General features: G+C 75.4%; 17 protein-coding genes. 12 read left to right on the top strand and 5 right to left on the bottom strand.

The window, feature by feature from the left end; genetic code table 11:
* Positions 1 to 28: 28 nt before the first annotated feature.
* The gene (locus ABD358_RS24185) at positions 29 to 1,198 is read right to left on the bottom strand and encodes a YihY/virulence factor BrkB family protein (RefSeq protein WP_344633243.1); all 1,170 of its coding nucleotides are present in this window, start codon (positions 1,196 to 1,198) and stop codon (positions 29 to 31) included.
* 18 nt (positions 1,199 to 1,216) lie between these two features.
* On the opposite strand from ABD358_RS24185, the gene ABD358_RS24180 reads away from it, so the two are divergent.
* Positions 1,217 to 2,767 carry an acyl-CoA dehydrogenase family protein gene (locus ABD358_RS24180; RefSeq protein ID WP_344633242.1) on the top strand — a complete coding sequence of 517 codons (1,551 nt, stop codon included), beginning with the start codon at positions 1,217 to 1,219 and terminating at the stop codon, positions 2,765 to 2,767.
* Positions 2,768 to 2,787: 20 nt separating this feature from the next.
* Here ABD358_RS24180 and ABD358_RS24175 read toward each other — a convergent pair whose 3' ends face one another.
* A complete protein-coding gene (locus ABD358_RS24175) occupies positions 2,788 to 3,036 on the bottom strand; it encodes a hypothetical protein (RefSeq protein ID WP_344633241.1) in 249 nt (82 codons plus the stop codon).
* A 251-nt stretch (positions 3,037 to 3,287) separates the two neighbouring features.
* Entirely contained in the window at positions 3,288 to 4,316 is a 1,029-nt protein-coding gene (locus tag ABD358_RS24170) for a carbohydrate kinase family protein (protein WP_344633240.1), read from the bottom strand.
* Positions 4,317 to 4,408: 92 nt separating this feature from the next.
* Here ABD358_RS24170 and ABD358_RS24165 point away from each other — a divergent pair, with 92 nt between their 5' ends.
* From ABD358_RS24165 to ABD358_RS24120, 11 genes are all read left to right on the top strand, one after another.
* On the top strand, positions 4,409 to 4,993 hold the full coding sequence (locus tag ABD358_RS24165) for a GNAT family N-acetyltransferase (RefSeq protein WP_344633239.1): 585 nt from the start codon (positions 4,409 to 4,411) through the stop codon (positions 4,991 to 4,993).
* Between the two features lie 91 nt (positions 4,994 to 5,084).
* Positions 5,085 to 5,168 carry a putative leader peptide gene (locus ABD358_RS28505; protein ID WP_309471194.1) on the top strand — a complete coding sequence of 28 codons (84 nt, stop codon included), beginning with the start codon at positions 5,085 to 5,087 and terminating at the stop codon, positions 5,166 to 5,168.
* A gap of 156 nt (positions 5,169 to 5,324) precedes the next feature.
* Positions 5,325 to 7,022 carry a nitrite/sulfite reductase gene (locus ABD358_RS24160; protein WP_344633238.1) on the top strand — a complete coding sequence of 566 codons (1,698 nt, stop codon included), beginning with the start codon at positions 5,325 to 5,327 and terminating at the stop codon, positions 7,020 to 7,022.
* Positions 7,019 to 7,204: a hypothetical protein gene (locus ABD358_RS24155; RefSeq protein WP_344633237.1), complete on the top strand. Its 186-nt coding sequence runs from the start codon at positions 7,019 to 7,021 to the stop codon at positions 7,202 to 7,204. The genes ABD358_RS24160 and ABD358_RS24155 overlap by 4 nt, the downstream gene beginning before the upstream one ends.
* A complete protein-coding gene (locus ABD358_RS24150) occupies positions 7,201 to 7,923 on the top strand; it encodes a phosphoadenylyl-sulfate reductase (RefSeq protein ID WP_344633236.1) in 723 nt (240 codons plus the stop codon). Before ABD358_RS24155 ends, ABD358_RS24150 begins: the two co-directional genes overlap by 4 nt.
* Before the next feature lie 44 nt (positions 7,924 to 7,967).
* Positions 7,968 to 8,528, top strand: a complete 561-nt coding sequence (gene cysC / locus ABD358_RS24145) for an adenylyl-sulfate kinase (RefSeq protein ID WP_344633235.1) — start codon at positions 7,968 to 7,970, stop codon at positions 8,526 to 8,528.
* A 70-nt stretch (positions 8,529 to 8,598) separates the two neighbouring features.
* On the top strand, positions 8,599 to 9,540 hold the full coding sequence (cysD, locus tag ABD358_RS24140) for a sulfate adenylyltransferase subunit CysD (RefSeq protein ID WP_344633234.1): 942 nt from the start codon (positions 8,599 to 8,601) through the stop codon (positions 9,538 to 9,540).
* 5 nt (positions 9,541 to 9,545) lie between these two features.
* Positions 9,546 to 10,919 carry a sulfate adenylyltransferase subunit 1 gene (locus ABD358_RS24135; RefSeq protein ID WP_344633233.1) on the top strand — a complete coding sequence of 458 codons (1,374 nt, stop codon included), beginning with the start codon at positions 9,546 to 9,548 and terminating at the stop codon, positions 10,917 to 10,919.
* A 159-nt stretch (positions 10,920 to 11,078) separates the two neighbouring features.
* On the top strand, positions 11,079 to 11,894 hold the full coding sequence (locus ABD358_RS24130) for an ABC transporter ATP-binding protein (RefSeq protein ID WP_425576406.1): 816 nt from the start codon (positions 11,079 to 11,081) through the stop codon (positions 11,892 to 11,894).
* A complete protein-coding gene (locus ABD358_RS24125; protein WP_344633232.1) occupies positions 11,881 to 12,798 on the top strand; it encodes an ABC transporter permease in 918 nt (305 codons plus the stop codon). The genes ABD358_RS24130 and ABD358_RS24125 overlap by 14 nt, the downstream gene beginning before the upstream one ends.
* An 8-nt stretch (positions 12,799 to 12,806) precedes the next feature.
* Positions 12,807 to 13,607, top strand: coding sequence for a sirohydrochlorin chelatase (locus ABD358_RS24120; RefSeq protein ID WP_344633231.1), 801 nt, complete (start codon positions 12,807 to 12,809; stop codon positions 13,605 to 13,607).
* A gap of 138 nt (positions 13,608 to 13,745) precedes the next feature.
* Here the strand turns inward: ABD358_RS24120 and mgt are convergent, their stop codons facing one another.
* Positions 13,746 to 14,951 (bottom strand): macrolide-inactivating glycosyltransferase, encoded by a 1,206-nt coding sequence (mgt, locus tag ABD358_RS24115; RefSeq protein ID WP_344633230.1) that lies wholly within the window; start codon positions 14,949 to 14,951, stop codon positions 13,746 to 13,748.
* 56 nt (positions 14,952 to 15,007) lie between these two features.
* The gene (locus ABD358_RS24110; RefSeq protein WP_344633229.1) at positions 15,008 to 16,267 is read right to left on the bottom strand and encodes an SAV2148 family HEPN domain-containing protein; all 1,260 of its coding nucleotides are present in this window, start codon (positions 16,265 to 16,267) and stop codon (positions 15,008 to 15,010) included.
* Position 16,268: the final 1 nt, after the last annotated feature.

The following is a 16,268-nucleotide window of genomic DNA, read 5'->3' as shown; positions in this document are numbered from 1 at the left end:
CCGCGCCCCGGGCCGGACGCGTCCCGGGTCAGCGGCGGCGGGAGCGCAGCCGGGAGCGCACGTCGGCCGGCGGCAGGAACTTCGTCCAGCGTTCGGGGAACTCCGCGGGCGGCTCGCCCGTCCCCCCGTCCCCCTCGTCGTCCCCGTCCTCCCCGTCGTCCGGGCCGTCCCCGCCGTCGCCGCCCTCGGCGTCCCGCATCGCACGCCGCGCGGCCGCGGCGGCGACGACCTCGGCGGCGGCCTGCTCCCGGGCGCGCTCGGTGGCGCGGCGGGCGGCGGCGGTGGAGACCGACGGCCACACGTGGTCGATGGCGGCGTTGACGGCCGCCCCGACCAGGACGGCGAACGCCGAGATGCCGATCCACAGCAGGACGGCCACGGGCGCGGCCAGCGACCCGTACAGCGTCGGCCCCTCCACCGTGCGGGTGAGGTAGAGGCGCAGCAGGAAGCTGCCCAGGATCCACATCAGCAGGGCGACCAGCGAGCCGGGGACGTCCTCCACCCACGGCGAGCGGACGGGCACCGAGACGTGGTACAGGGTGGTGAGGAAGGCGATGGAGACCAGCACCACCACGGGCCAGTAGAAGACCGGCACCGCCGGCTCCAGCGCGGGGACCCACGTCACCAGCGCGTCCGGGCCGACGATCAGCAGCGGCAGGGCGACCGCGCCCAGGGGCAGCGCGACCAGGTAGAGCCCGAAGGCCAGCAGCCGGGTGGCGACGATGCCGCGGTGTCCGTCGAGCCCGTACATGACGGTGATGGTGTCGATGAAGACGTTCACCGCGCGCGACCCCGACCACAGCGCGAGCGCGAAGCCGACGGAGATCACGTCCGGCCGCCCGCCCTCGATCACGTCGTCGATCAGCGGCGCCGCGATGTCGCTGACGCCTTTCTCGGACAGGACGGCGCCCGAGGCCTCCAGGAAGTTGGCGCGGACGCTGTCGATGGTGTCGGTGCCGATCCAGGCGTCGAAGTAGCCGAGCAGGCCGATCAGGCCCAGCATCAGCGGGGGCAGCGACAGCAGGGTGAAGAAGGCGGCCTCCGCGGCCAGCCCCAGGACCCGGTACTCCACGCAGGAGTTGACCGTGTCCTTCAGCAGCAGCCAGGCGAGCCTCCGTTTGGGGACGTTGCGGTACAGGGCGCGGGCCCTGCGCAGGGTGCCCGGGGACTGCTTCGGAGGTGACGGGGCTGGTTCCACGTCCCTAACGTATCCGGCATGCCTCGCACGACTCACACCCCGGGCGGCGGACCCGCGCCCCTGACCGGCCACGACGTCTTCTCCTCCGACCGGGCCCTGGCCGAGGGCGTCGCCCGCCACGCCGCCGGGGAGCGGGCCGGGGAGCTCCGCGCCGGGCTGGCCGCGCTGGGGCGCGCCGCCGGGTCGGCGGAGGTGCTGGAGTGGGGCGCGCGGGCGGCCGCGCGTCCGCCGGAGCCCTGGGACGGCGGGGCGGGAGCGGACCCGTCCTGGCACCGGCTGCTGGACCGGGCCGCGGCGGCCGGGCTGACGGGCGCCCCGCCGGGGCCCGCCGCGCGGCTGCGGCGGACGGCGGCCCTGCTGGTGTGGGCGCAGGTCGGGACCGGGCAGTGCCCGGCCCTGTCGGCGGCGCACGCGGCCGCCGCGGGGGTGCGCGCCGACCCGGACCGGAACGCCGACCCGGAGCACGCCGCCGTCCGGGAGCCGGCGGCCGGGTACGGCGGCGGCCCCCGGCTGCCGGCCGGGACGGTGGTGCCGGAGGGGCCGGACGGAGTCCGCGCCGAGCCCGGGTCCGGCGGGCCGGAGGGCGCCGGGTACGTCCTCGCCGGGCGCGGACGGCTCCGCCCGGCGGCCCCGGCGGACGTCCTCCTGGTCCGGGCCGGGACGGCGGGCGGGGAGTCCTGGTTCCTGATGCCGTGGACGCTGCCGGACGGCGCCCGCAACGGCCTGCGCGTACGGCGGCCGGCCGACGGGGCCGGCGGCCCGGACCCGTCGGCCGCGGTGGTGGAGTTCGACGGCACGGCCCGGGCCTGGCGGATCGCCGCGGAGACGACCGGGGCGCTGCGGGCGGACCGTGTGGCCTGCTCGGCGGCGGTGCTGCGGCAGGCGGTGGTCCGGGCCGTCCACCACGCCGCGCACCACGGGGGGCCGCCCGGCGGAGAGGCCCTGACGCGGAACGTGCTGGCCGATCTGGCGGTGGAGTCGGAGGCGGCGACCGCGCTCGCGCTGCGGCTGGCCGCCGCGCACGACGCCGGCGCCGACCGGGATCGCGCCCTGCTGCGGACGGCGGTGCCGGCGGCCGCGTACTGGCTGGCCGGGCGGTGCGCGCCGGCGGCGGCCGAGGCGTGGGACCTGCTGGGCGGCGACGGCTGCGCCGGGGGGCCGGGGATCCCCCCGCTGCCGCGCGAGGCGCCGGACCCGGCCGGGGAGAGCGGCGGTGCCCTGGCCCTGGAGGTGCTGCGGGTGGTGCGCGGGGACCCGGAGGCGCTGACGGCCTTCCTCACCGAGATCGGGCGGGCCCGGGGCGCCGACCACCGGCTGGACGGCGCGATCCGCGAGCTGCTGGGGGAACTGGCCGAGCTGGAGGGGATCGAGGCGCGGGCCCGGCGGCTGGCCGAGCGGATGGTGCTGGTGCTCCAGGGGGCGCTGCTGGTGCGGCACGCGCCTCCGGAGGTCGCCGACGCCTTCTGCGCGTCCCGGCTGGGCGGCGAGCGGGGCACGGCCTTCGGCACCCTGCCGCCCGCCCTGGACCTGGCCGCGATCGTGGAGCGGGCCCGTCCGGCGGCCGGGTGAGGCGCGGGCCCGCGCGGGACTCACACCGCGTACAGGCCGTGCGCGGTGAAGATCCCGCGGGCCGCGGCCACCTGCTCCGGTGTGGGCGCGGGGGCGCCGGCCAGGGGGAAGACGCGGCCGACGGCCTCCCGCTTGGCGGTGCCCAGCTTGTGGAGCGGCAGGACGTCGACGCGGGAGACGTTGCCGAGCAAGGCCGTGAAGGCGGCGGCGCCCTCGACGTCGGCGGGGGCGTCGGTGAGTCCGGGGACCAGGACGAACCGCGCCCACACCTCCTTGCCGAGGCCGGCCGGGCGGCCGGCCGCGCCGGCGGGGTGCGGCCGAGCGCGTCGGGGGTGACGGTGTCGGTGAGTGAGCTGCCGTCCTCGGCGTCGTCGTAGTCCGGGATCACCTCCGGGCGGGGGCCTCGGTGACTCCATCGCACGCTCCCGCAGCCCTCCGGCGCAGTCGCCGAAGGGGTCCCCGTCCGCGGGCCGTCGGTCCCGTCCGCCGCGGGGTCGGGGGCCGGAGGTCCCGGCGCCGCTCAGTCGTCGCGGGGCCCGTTCGTCCGGTGCGCCCACGGCGGGTCGGCGCCCCGGACCGCGCACGTCGCGGCGGCGACGTCGGCCCCGGTGGCGAGGGCGTCGCGCAGGAGGCCGGGGGTCAGTCCGTCCAGGCGTCCGCCGAGGGCCCCGCCGGTGTGGAGGGCGTGCAGGAGCCCGGCCATGAAGGCGTCGCCCGCGCCGACGGTGTCGACCACGGCGGTGGGCCGCGCGGGCACCCGCAGCCGCACCCTGCCCTCCGCCGCGTCGAGGGAGGCAAGGGCCCCCTCGCCGCCGAGGGTGACCACCACCAGGCTGACCCCGTGTCCGTGGAAGGCGTCGGCGGCCTCCTCGGGTCCGGTGCCCGGCAGGAGGTGGCCGAGGTCGTCGTCGGACAGGCGCAGGATGTCGGCCGCCGCGCACCAGCGCGCCAGCCGCGCCCGGTAGACGGCCGGGTCCACCAGCGGCGGACGGACGTTGGGGTCGATCGAGACGGTGGCCCGCTCCCGCATCCGTTCCAGGAGCCGCTCCACCGCCTCGCCGCCCGGGGGCCGCACCAGGGCCAGCGATCCGGTGTGGAGGCAGGAGGCGGGGCCCGCCGCGGCCGTCGCCAGTTCCGCGTCCGTCCACTGCCAGTCGGCGGTGCCCTCGGCGTGGAAGGAGTACTCGGCGCGACCCTCGGCGTCGAGGTCGGCGACGGCCAGGGTGCTGGGTTCACGCGCCTCGACCGCCGCTGCGAGGTCCACTCCGGAGGCGGTCAGGTGCGCGCGGAAGAGACGGCCGAAGACGTCTCCCGACAGCCTGCCGAGGAAACGGGTGGGGGTGCCGAGCCGGGCGAGGGCCACGGCGGTGTTGGCGGGGCCGCCGCCGGGCAGGACCTCCAGGCCGAGCGAGGGGACGGACCGCTCCGGGGCGCCGGCGGGCGGCGGGGCGGTGAAGGCGTCGGCGACGCACTCGCCGAGGACGGCGACGGGGGCGGCGGGCCCGGCGGGTCCGGGGCCGTCGGGCGGGGAACTGCTGGTCGGGGACATGGGGGCCATTGTCGCGGGGTTCGCCGTGGGGTGCGTCACGTGCCGGGCGGGCGGGAGGGCGGTCCGCCGTGCAGGTGTGTTTCACTTCCCGCATGAGCGGCACCGTCACCGTCACCACGTGGTCCCTGGAGCAGACCTCGCCCGGGGACCTGTCGCCGGCCCGTGTCCCGGACGCCGGTTCCGGTCTGCGGATCGAGCGGGCGGAGGTCCCCAGCCCGGAGTTCAGCCGCTTCCTCTACACCGCCGTCGGCGGGGACGTCACCTGGACGGACCGGCTGGGCTGGACGTACGCGCGGTGGCGGGAGTTCCTGGAGCGGCCCGGCGTGGAGACGTGGGTGGCGTACGACCGCGGCACCCCGGCCGGGTACGTCGAACTGGAGCCGCAGCCAGAGGGCGTGGTGGAGATCGTCTACTTCGGTCTGGTCCCGGCCTTCCGCGGCCGGGGGATCGGCGGGCACCTGCTGTCGTACGGGACCGCGCGCGCCTGGGACCTGGCGGAGCGCTGGCCGGGCCGGGAGCCCACCCGGCGGGTGTGGCTGCACACCTGCAGCAAGGACGGGCCGTACGCGCTGGCCAACTACGAGAAGCGGGGCTTCCGCGTGTTCGACGTCGCGGTCGGACAGGAACCGTTCGTTCCCGCGCCGGGGCCGTGGCCGGGGGCGCGCGCCGCGGTGTGACCGGGAACACACATCCCACGAAGCGAGACAACCTTGTCCGCACTGCGGACATCGGTGGACTGGCCCCAGAAGCGCATGCCACGCTTCTGCCATGTCTCGAGCTGGAATTGCCTTGGTGAGTCGGCGGCACGTCGACCTCGGCCGCATGTCCAGCGCCATCTGTCCGGCGGGCTGACAGTCCCAGCACCGCCGCGCCCCGCCGCCCCGCCACCGCGGGCGGGCGAACCCTCCGTCTCACGTCCGTACCCGGATCCGCGCACGTCCGCGCGGTTCGCACGGGTCCGGGCCGCTCCCGTGCAGCCGAGTCCAGCCGAAGGACAAGAACACCGTCATGGCCGACACCGCCAAGCCAGCCAGCGCCGCCCCGTCCCGCCGCAAGGCCGGCCGCCACCGCGGCGAGGGACAGTGGGCCGCCGGGCACTTCACTCCGCTCAACGGCAACGAGCAGTTCAAGAAGGACGATGACGGTCTCAATGTGCGGACACGCATTGAGACGATCTACTCCCGCACCGGCTTCGCCTCCATCGACCCCAACGACCTGCGCGGGCGGATGCGCTGGTGGGGCCTGTACACCCAGCGCCGCCCCGGCATCGACGGCGGCAGGACGGCCGTCCTGGAGCCGGAGGAGCTGGAGGACGAGTACTTCATGATGCGCGTCCGCGTCGACGGCGGACGGCTGACCACCGAGCAGCTGCGCGTCATAGGCGAGATCTCCCAGGAGTTCGCCCGCGGCACCGCCGACATCACGGACCGGCAGAACATCCAGTACCACTGGATCCGGATCGAGGACGTCCCGGAGATCTGGCGCCGCCTGGAGGCCGTGGGCCTGTCCACGACCGAGGCGTGCGGCGACACCCCGCGCGCCTTCCTCGGCTCGCCGGTGGCCGGGATCGCCGCCGACGAGATCATCGACGGCACCGCCGCGCTGGAGGAGACCAAGCGCCGCGTCGTCGGCAACCCGGCCTACTCGAACCTGCCGCGCAAGTTCAAGACGGCGATCTCCGGCTCCCCGCTGCTGGACGTGGCCCACGAGATCAACGACGTGTCCTTCGTGGGCGTCCGCCACCCCGAGCTGGGCCCCGGCTTCGACGTGTGGGTGGGCGGCGGCCTGTCCACCAACCCCAAGTTCGGCGTCAGGCTGGGCGCCTGGGTGCCCGAGGAGGACGTGCCCGACGTCCACGAGGGCATCGTGTCGATCTTCCGCGACTACGGCTACCGCCGGCTGCGCAACCGCGCCCGGCTGAAGTTCCTCGTCGCCGACTGGGGCCCGGAGAAGTTCCGCCGGGTGCTGGAGGACGAGTACCTGAAGCGCAAGCTGGCCGACGGCCCCGCGCCCGAGTTCCCCACCCAGCGCTGGCGCGACCACATCGGCGTCCACGCCCAGAAGGACGGCCGCTTCTACGTCGGCTTCGCCCCGCGGGTCGGCCGCGTCGACGGCGCCACCCTCACCAAGATCGCGGACCTGGCGGAGGCCCACGGCTCGGGTCGCGTGCGGACCACCCCCGAGCAGAAGATGATCATCCTCGACGTGGCCGAGGACCGGGTGGACTCCCTGGTGGAGGGCCTGGAGGCGCTGGACCTGACCACGAGGCCGTCCGTCTTCCGGCGCGGCACCATGGCCTGCACCGGCATCGAGTTCTGCAAGCTGGCCATCGTCGAGACCAAGGGCCGCGCGTCCTCGCTCATCGACGAACTGGAGCGCCGCCTGCCGGACTTCGGCGAGCCGGTCACCATCAACCTCAACGGCTGCCCCAACTCCTGCGCCCGCATCCAGACCGCGGACATCGGGCTCAAGGGCCAGCTCGTCACCGACGCCGACGGCAACCAGGTCGAGGGCTACCAGGTGCACCTGGGCGGCTCCCTGGGCCTGGACCCGGCCTTCGGCCGCAAGGTCCGCGGCCTGAAGGTCACCGCCGCCGAGCTGCCCGACTACATCGAGCGCCTCCTCACCCGCTACCACCAGGAGCGGCAGGACGGCGAGCGCTTCGCCCAGTGGGCGGCGCGCGCCGACGAGGGGGCCCTGAAGTGAGCGAGCGCGCCGCGCCGTTCTACTGCCCGTACTGCGGCGACGAGGATCTGCGGCCGTCCGGCAGCGGCCACGGCGCGTGGGAGTGCGCGTCCTGCAACCGGGCCTTCAGGCTCTCGTTCCTCGGACTGCTGGCCAAGGGGCTGAGCCGGTCCGACTCCGACGGAGGGGAGACCTCACGATGACCGCCGTGGACCACCGGGATGCCCCCCGCCCCGGCGCCGGGGAACTGCGTCGGCTCGCCGAGGAGGCGGGCCGCGAGCTGGAGGACGCCTCCGCCCTGGAGATCCTGCGCTGGGCCGCCGAGACCTTCGGGCCGCGGTTCTGCGTGACCTCCTCCATGGAGGACGCCGTCGTCGCGCACCTCGCCTCGCGCGTGATGCCCGGCGTCGACGTGGTCTTCCTGGACACCGGCTACCACTTCCCGGAGACCATCGGCACCCGGGACGCGGTGGCCGCGGTGATGGACGTCAACGTCATCACGCTCACCCCCCGCCAGAGCGTCGCCGAGCAGGACGCCGAGTACGGTCCGCGGCTCCACGACCGCGACCCGGACCTGTGCTGCGCGCTGCGCAAGGTCAAGCCGCTGGAGGAGGGCCTGCGGGCGTACGACGCCTGGGCCACGGGCCTGCGCCGCGACGAGTCCCCGACCCGGGCGAACACGCCGGTCGTCGGCTGGGACGAGCGGCGGGGCAAGGTCAAGGTCTCGCCCATCGCCCGCTGGACGCAGGAGGACGTGGACGCCTACGTCGCCGAGCACGGCGTGCTGACCAACCCGCTGCTGACGGACGGTTACGCGTCCATCGGCTGCGCCCCCTGCACCCGGCGGGTGCTGGCGGGCGAGGACGCCAGGGCCGGCCGCTGGGCCGGGCGCGGCAAGACCGAGTGCGGGCTGCACGGCTGATGACGAACCCCGAGACCGGACATCCGACAGGTGAGGAGCGGCAGATGAGCGGGGCCACCGCCCCCGGCGCGGACACGGGAGCCACGGTCTGGCTCACCGGCCTGCCCAGCGCGGGCAAGACCACGATCGCCCACGAGCTGGCCGGCCGGCTGCGCGCCGAGGGGCACCGCGTGGAGGTGCTGGACGGCGACGAGATCCGGGAGTTCCTCTCCGCCGGCCTGGGCTTCTCCCGGGAGGACCGCCACACCAACGTGCAGCGGATCGGCTTCGTCGCCGAACTGCTCGCCTCCAACGGCGTGAAGGTCCTGGTCCCGGTGATCGCGCCGTACGCCGACAGCCGCGAGGCGGTCCGCAAGCGCCATCAGGCGGAGGGCACGGCGTACCTGGAGGTGCACGTGGCCACGCCGGTCGAGGTGTGCTCCGAGCGCGATGTGAAGGGGCTGTACGCCCGGCAGGCCGCCGGGGAGATCTCCGGGCTGACCGGCGTGGACGACCCGTACGAGGCCCCGGCCGACCCGGACCTGCGGATCGAGGCCCACACCGAGACGGTCCGGGAGTCCGCGGACCGTCTCCACACGCTGCTCTCCGCAAGGGGCCTGGCGTGAGCGGGGTCCGCGGGAGCGCACGCACAAGCGACACACAGACCACCGCACACAGGCGCGAAAGGGGCATAGCATGACGGCCGTTGCCGAGGTCGCCGGAAGCACCGACACCGCCGGCCCGTACGCACTGACCCACCTGGACGTGCTGGAGTCCGAGGCGGTGCACATCTTCCGCGAGGTGGCGGGCGAGTTCGAGCGGCCGGTGATCCTGTTCTCCGGCGGCAAGGACTCCATCGTCATGCTGCACCTGGCGCTGAAGGCGTTCGCCCCCGCCCCGGTGCCCTTCGCGCTGCTGCACGTGGACACCGGCCACAACTTCCCCGAGGTCATCGCCTACCGCGACCGGGTCGTGGCCGAGCACCGGCTGCGGCTGCACGTGGCGTCCGTGCAGGAGTTCATCGACCGCGGCGAGCTGCGCGAGCGCCCCGACGGCACCCGCAACCCCCTGCAGACGGTGCCGCTGCTCCACGCGATCGAGTCCAACCGGTTCGACGCGGTCTTCGGCGGCGGACGCCGGGACGAGGAGAAGGCCCGCGCCAAGGAGCGGGTGTTCTCCCTGCGGGACGAGTTCGGCGGCTGGGACCCGCGCCGCCAGCGCCCGGAGCTGTGGCAGCTCTACAACGGCCGCCACGCGCCCGGCGAGCACGTCCGCGTCTTCCCGCTGTCGAACTGGACCGAGCTGGACGTGTGGCAGTACATCGCCCGCGAGAAGATCGAGCTCCCCTCCATCTACTACGCCCACGAGCGGGAGGTGTTCCACCGCAACGGCATGTGGCTGGCGCCCGGCGAGTGGGGCGGCCCGAAGGAGGGCGAGACGGTGGAGCGGCGGATGGTGCGCTACCGCACCGTCGGCGACATGTCCTGCACCGGCGCGGTCGACTCCGACGCCACCACCATCGAGCAGGTGATCGCCGAGATCGCCGCCTCCCGGCTGACCGAGCGCGGCGCCACCCGGGCCGACGACAAGCTGTCGGAGGCCGCCATGGAGGACCGCAAGCGCGAAGGGTACTTCTGATTCCGATGACCACCGGCACCACTGACACCGCCGCCGCCGGCGCGGCCGCCGAGCGGCTGGCGGACACCTCCCTGCTGCGGTTCGCCACCGCCGGAAGCGTGGACGACGGCAAGTCCACCCTGGTCGGACGCCTGCTGCACGACTCCAAGTCCGTCCTGGCCGACCAGTTGGAGGCCGTCGAGCACGCCTCCCGCAGCCGCGGCGCCGACGGCCCCGACCTGGCGCTGCTCACCGACGGGCTGCGCGCCGAGCGCGAGCAGGGCATCACCATCGACGTGGCGTACCGCTACTTCGCCACGCCCCGCAGACGGTTCATCCTGGCCGACACCCCCGGCCACGTGCAGTACACCCGCAACATGGTCACCGGCGCCTCCACCGCCGAGCTGGCCATCATCCTGGTGGACGCCCGCAACGGCGTGGTCGAGCAGACCCGCCGCCACGCCGCGGTGGCCGCCCTGCTGCGGGTGCCGCACGTGGTGCTGGCGGTCAACAAGATGGACCTGGTGGGCTACGAGGAGTCCGTCTTCTCCGCCATCGCCGGCGAGTTCGCCTCCTACGCCGCCTCGCTGGGGGTGCCGGAGGTCACCGCCATCCCCATCTCGGCGCTGGCCGGCGACAACGTGGTGGAGCCCAGCGCCCGCATGGACTGGTACAGCGGCCCGACCGTCCTGGAGCACCTGGAGACGGTCCCGGTCAGCCACGACCTGGCGGCCTGCCCGGCCCGCTTCCCCGTCCAGTACGTCATCCGCCCGCAGACGCCCGAGCACCCCGACTACCGGGGCTACGCCGGGCAGATCGCCTCCGGCGTGCTGAGCGTCGGCCAGAGCGTGACCGTGCTGCCCTCGGGCCGCACCTCCACCATCACCGGCATCGACCTGCTCGGCCAGTCCGTGCGGACCGCCTGGGCGCCGCAGTCGGTCACCGTCCAGCTCGCCGACGACCTCGACATCTCCCGCGGCGACCTGATCGCCCCCGCCGACGTCGCCCCGGACACCACCCAGGACGTCGCCGCCACGGTCTGCCACCTCAACGACAGTCCGCTGAGGGTGGGTCAGCGGGTGCTGCTGAAGCACACCACCCGCACCGTCAAGGCCATCGTGAAGGAGATCCCCTCCCGGCTGGCCCTGGACGACCTCTCCCTCCACCCCGAGCCCGGGGAGCTGGCCGCCAACGACATCGGACGGGTGCGGCTGCGCACCGCCGAGCCGCTGCCGCTGGACGCCTACGCCCTCTCCCGCCGCACCGGATCGTTCCTGCTGATCGACCCCGCCGACGGCGCCACCCTCACCGCCGGCATGGCCGGCGACGCGTTCGCCGAGGCCGCCCGGGCCACCAGGGACGCCGCCGGCGCCGCGGAGGACGACGGATGGGACTTCTGACCGCGGCGGGCGGCGGGCCGGCGGGGTGCCGCCGGTGACGCCCGTCCCGCCGCCGCGCGTCCGGAGCACCCGGCACGTCCCGCACCTCCCCGCCGCGCACGCCGGCGCCCCCCAGCCGTAGCCGCCCCACCGGGTGGCGAACCACGAGAGGACTCCGCTGTGTCCACCGAACTCGCCACCCCCGCCCCGGCGTCCTCCGTCACCGGCGCCGGTGACGGGCAGGACCACCCGTACGCGGTGCGGCTCGAGCACGTCTCGAAGTCCTTCGGCTCGCCCGGCGCCCGTCAGCAGGTGCTGGACGACATCGGGCTGACGGTCGCCCCCGGGGAGTTCGTCTGCCTGCTGGGCGCGTCCGGCTGCGGGAAGTCCACGCTGCTCAACCTGGTCGCCGGGCTCGACCGGCCGACCTCCGGCGAGGTGCGGGTGCCGCACGGGCGCCCGGCGCTGATGTTCCAGGACCACGCGCTCTTCCCGTGGCTGAGCGCCGGCCGCAACATCGAGCTGGCCCTCAAGCTCGCCGGGGTGCCCCGCGCGGAGCGGCGCGGGCGCGCCGAGGAGCTGCTGCGGCTGGTCCACCTGCCGGACGCCTACGGCAAGCGCGTCCACCAGCTCTCCGGCGGGATGCGGCAGCGCGTCGCGCTGGCGCGCTCGCTGGCGCAGGGCAGCCGGGTGCTGCTGATGGACGAGCCCTTCGCCGCGCTGGACGCCATCACCCGCGATCTGCTCCACGACGAGCTCGCCCGCGTCTGGAGGGAGCGGAAGCTGACCGTCCTGTTCGTCACGCACAACGTGCGCGAGGCGGTACGGCTCGGCCAGCGGGTCGTCCTGCTGTCCTCCCGGCCGGGGCGCGTGGCGCGCGAGTGGCGGGTGGACATCCCCCACCCCCGCCGCATCGAGGACCACGAGGTCACCTCCCTCGCCCGGGAGATCACCGGCCATCTGCACGAGGAGATCGTCCGCCATGCCCGCCACTGACACCGAGGACTCCCGCCGGGCCCCCGGGCCGGAGCCCCGGCGGGAGGGGGGCGTGGCCGACGGCTCCGACGAGGTGGCGTCCGGCCTGGACGCCCTGGAGTCCCCGGTCTCCTCCACCGGGGCCGCCTCCCGCCGGGTACTGGCCAAGCTCGCGCCCCCGCTGGCGGCCCTCGTCCTGGTGCTGGCGCTGTGGCAGATCGCGTACGTGCTGGGCTGGTCGGCGACCCTGCCGTCCCCCGCCGCCGTCTGGGGCGAGCTGGCCGCCGCCTGGTCGGACGGCACCCTCCTGCCCTCTCTCGGCCACAGCCTGCTGCGCTGCCTGGCCGGTTTCACCGCCTCCGCCGCCATCGGCGTCCCCCTGGGACTGGTGCTGACCAGGCTGGCGCCGCTCCGCGCGGTGCTGGGCCCGGTCCTGTCCGCCGTGCAGTCCCTGCCGGCCGCCGCGCTGGTGCCGGTCGCGGTGATCGGGCTGGGCAACTCCGAGAGCGCGGTGTACACCGTGGTGCTGCTCGGCGCCGTCCCCTCGATCGCCATGGGGGTCGCCGCCGCCGTCGACCAGGTGCCGCCACTGCTGCTGCGGGCGGGCCGGTCGATGGGCGCGGGCGGGCTGCGCGGCGCCCTGCACGTCCTGGTGCCCGCCGCCCTGCCCGGCTTCGTGGCGGCGCTGCGGCAGGGCTGGACGTTCGGCTGGCGCGCCCTGATGACGGCCGAGCTGATCACGGCCACTCCCCTGCCCGGCATCGGCCGGATGCTGGACGCGGGCCGGCAGAGCGGCGCGATGAGCCTGGTGCTGGCCTCGGTGGTGCTGATCCTGGCCGTCGGCGTGGCCGTCGAATCGCTGCTGTTCTCCCCGGTGGAGCGCCGCGTCCTGCGCAGCCGCGGACTGGCCGCGGACGGAAGGTGAACCCGGAAGTGGACGAAACCGTGCGGACCCTCCCCCTCGGCTCCGGCCGTCCCGCCCTGCTCGTCGTCGCCCACGGCAGCCGCGACCCGCGCCACGCGGCGACCGTGGCGGCCCTGTGCGGGCGGCTGCGGGCGCTCCGTCCCGAGGTGCGGGTCGAGGTCGGGCACCTGGACTTCAACGCGCCGTCCGTCCCCCAGGCGCTCACCCGGCTCCACGCCGAGGGGGTGCGCCGGGTGGTGGCCCTGCCGCTGCTGCTCACCCGCGCCTTCCACGCCAAGGCCGACATCCCGGCGGTGCTGGCCGAGACCGTCGCCCGGCTGCCGCGGCTGTCGGTCCACCAGGCCGCGGTGCTGGGCCCGGACCGGCTGCTGACCGCCGCCCTGGAGCGGCGGCTGTACGAGGCCGGGCTGCGGCCCGGCGACGAACGCTCGACCGGGGTCGTACTGGCCTCGGCGGGCTCCAGTGACCCGGAGGCGATCGCGGTGATCGCAGATATCGCGCGGGAGTGGCGGCGCACCGCCGGTTGGTGCGCCGTGCGACCCGCGTTCGCCTCCGCATCCCTTCCCCGCACCGCGGACGCCGTCCGCGGGCTGCGCGCGGAGGGCGTCCGGCGGGTGGCCGTCGCCCCGTACGTCATCGCGCCCGGCTTCCTGCCCGACCGCATCGCCGCGGGAGCCCGCGAGGCCGGCGCGGACCTGCTGGCCCCGGTGCTGGGCGACGCCCCGGAGCTGGCCCGGCTGCTGGCGCGCCGCTACGACGAGGCGCTGGCCCAGTGGTCGGCGGCAGGGCGCGCCCCCGTCAGCGCGTAGCCGTCTCCGGCGGCCCGGTGGCCGTGCGCCGGTCGCGGCCCGTCGCCGCGCGGCGGCGCCGCGTACCGTCCCGGCTCCTCCTGCCGCCCCGTCCCGCCGGCGATCCGGCGGTGGGGTGCGGCAGGGGGTGCGGGGCGCTCAGGGCAGTTCCGCCTCGATCAGGTCGGCGGCGCGGCGGGTGCCGCCCTCGGCCGCCATCTCCTCGCGGATCGCGCGCAGCCGCTCGGCGACGGCGGGGTCGTCCACCAGTTCCAGGACGGCGGCGCGCAGCGCGGCGGCGTCGGCCTTCTCCTTGGGCAGGTGGCGGGCCACGCCCAGGTTCTGGAGCGTCTCGGCGTTGCCGAACTGGTCCGCCGCCTGGGGCACGGCCACCATCGGCACCCCGCAGGCCAGTCCCTCCTGGCTGCCTCCGGCGCCGGCGTGGGTGACGAACGCGTCGGCCTGCTTGAGGATCGCGAGCTGCGGCACCCAGGAGTGGACCTCGATGTTCGCCGGCAGGCCGTGTCCGCGGGGGTCGAGTTCGGCCGGGTCGACGTGCTTGCCGATCTGGAGGACGACGTGCCAGCCGGGCAGGTCGCCGAAGGCCGCGACGCACTCCCGGTAGAAGGCCGGCTCCTTGGTGAAGGACGATCCGAGGGAGACCAGCAGCACCTTCTCCGCCCCGGCGGGCCGGTGCCATTCCCCCTGGTGGGCGCGGTCGCCCTGGCATGCGCCGACGAAGGTGTAGACGTCCTCGTCCACCCGGTCGGCGTGGGGCTGGAGCGCGCGGGGGATCAGCACCAGGCAGCGGTCGGGCCGCCCGGTGAAGCGGTCGGGGTCGAGGGGGACGCCGTGGTCGGCCAGCCAGCGCTCGAAGCGCTCGTAGTAGGCGATCCCGCGCGGGCTGCGCTTCAGCTCGGCGAACATCGGCCCGGCCACTTCTTCCTCGTAGCCCTGCCAGGCGACCATGGCCGGGGAGAGCTGGACGTGGGGCACGCCCCAGCGGTGGGCCAGGACGCGGGCGGGGTAGGCGGCGATGTCGGCCAGGACGAGGTCGGGTTCGTTCCCCTCGAACGCCTTCGCGAGCTGGGGCAGCGCCTGGATCGCGTCGTCCAGGAACGGCTCGATGTTGTCGATCAGCTCCGTGCCCCAGGCGTCCGGGTCGTCGTCGGTCGGCAGGGTGGAGGTGTAGGTCCTCGGCTCGGCGCCGGTGTCCGCCACCACCTCGGCGAAGGCTTCGGGGATGGCGTAATCGACCCGGTGTCCGCGCCGCACGAGCTCGCGGATCACCTCCAGCGAGGGGTGCACATGGCCGGCCGCGGCGATGCTGAACATGGCGATGCGGGCGGGGCGGGGAGTGGTCATGACCCGACTCTAGGCCGGGCGGTGCGCCGCCCGCACCGCGTTTCCGGGGCCGCCGGTCAGGAGACCGGGCGGGAGTCCGTCCACATCGACTCGAACTCCTCGCGGTAGAGGTGGAACAGCCCGTGCTCGCCGCCCTCCCCCGCGGGGCCGCCGTGGGCGCCGCCGTGGAGGATGTCCCGGCCGCCCCCGCGCAGCACGTAGACCGGGGTCTCCATGCCGCGGACCCGGCGCAGGTACGACTGGACCACCGCGATGCCGTCCGGGCCGTCGCCGTCGACGAGGTAGGCGGTGAAGCGGGGGGTCTCGTCGAAGACGTGGATCTCGAACGCCCCGGCGTCGCGCACCCGGGAGCGGACCCGGCGCATGTGGAGGATGTTCATCTCCACCGAGCGGCTCAACTCGCCCTTCTTCAGCCCCAGTTCCCTCTCCCGACGCCGCACTGTGCTGCTGGCCGGGTTGAGGAAGAGCAGCCGCACCCGGCAGCCGGAGTCGGCCAGCCGCACCAGGCGGCGCCCCGAGTAGTTCTGGACCAGGAGGTTGAGGCCTATGCCGATGGCGTCCAGGCGGCGCGCTCCGCCGAACAGGTCCTCGGCGGGGAGCTGCCGCTGGAGGCGCACCCGGTCCGGGTGGACGCCGACGACGTCGGCGAAGCGGTCGCCGACCAGCTCCTCCACCGCGTCCACCGGCAGCCGGTGGGCCGAGGGGACCTCCCGGCCCGCGCCCAGCAGGTCCAGCAGCCGGGCCGAGATCCGCTCGGCCTGGGCGAGGACGGCCGGGGACAGCGCGCGGTTGCGCGCCACCGCGTTGCGGGCCACCTCCAGCTCGTCCAGGGCCAGTTCCAGTTCGCGCCGCGTGTCGAAGTACGGCTCGAAGCAGGGCCAGTGCTGGACCATCAGCTCGCGCAGCTGGGGCAGCGTCAGGAAGGACAGCAGGTTGTCGTCGGCCGGGTCGAGGAGGTAGCCCTTGCGGCGGCTGACCTCGCGGACGGCCACCGCCCGCTGGACCCACTCCTGTCCGGCCGGGCCGGCCGCCGCCACGACCCACTCCTCGCCGTGCACCGGCTCGTAGACCGGCCGCAGCACCGCCGCGACCACCGCGCGCAGCCGCTGCTCCACGAGGTTGAGCCAGATGTACGCCCGCCCCGCGCGCTGTGCGCGCCGGCGCACCTCGGCCCAGTCCGCGGCGTCCCAGCGGAGGTCGGCGCCGATCTCCATGGGACGCGCCAGGGACACCGTGCCGGGCGGCACCCCGGGCGGATCGGCGGCACCGCCCTCGCCCCCGTCACCTGGGGGGAGCTCAAGCCCTCCCGAGCTCAAC

This window comes from Streptomyces glaucosporus (genome assembly GCF_039533345.1).
Classification (GTDB): Bacteria; Actinomycetota; Actinomycetes; order Streptomycetales; family Streptomycetaceae; genus Streptomyces; species Streptomyces glaucosporus.
Note: the sequence above shows the minus strand (reverse complement) of the source record. Positions and strands in the feature narration are given on the sequence as shown.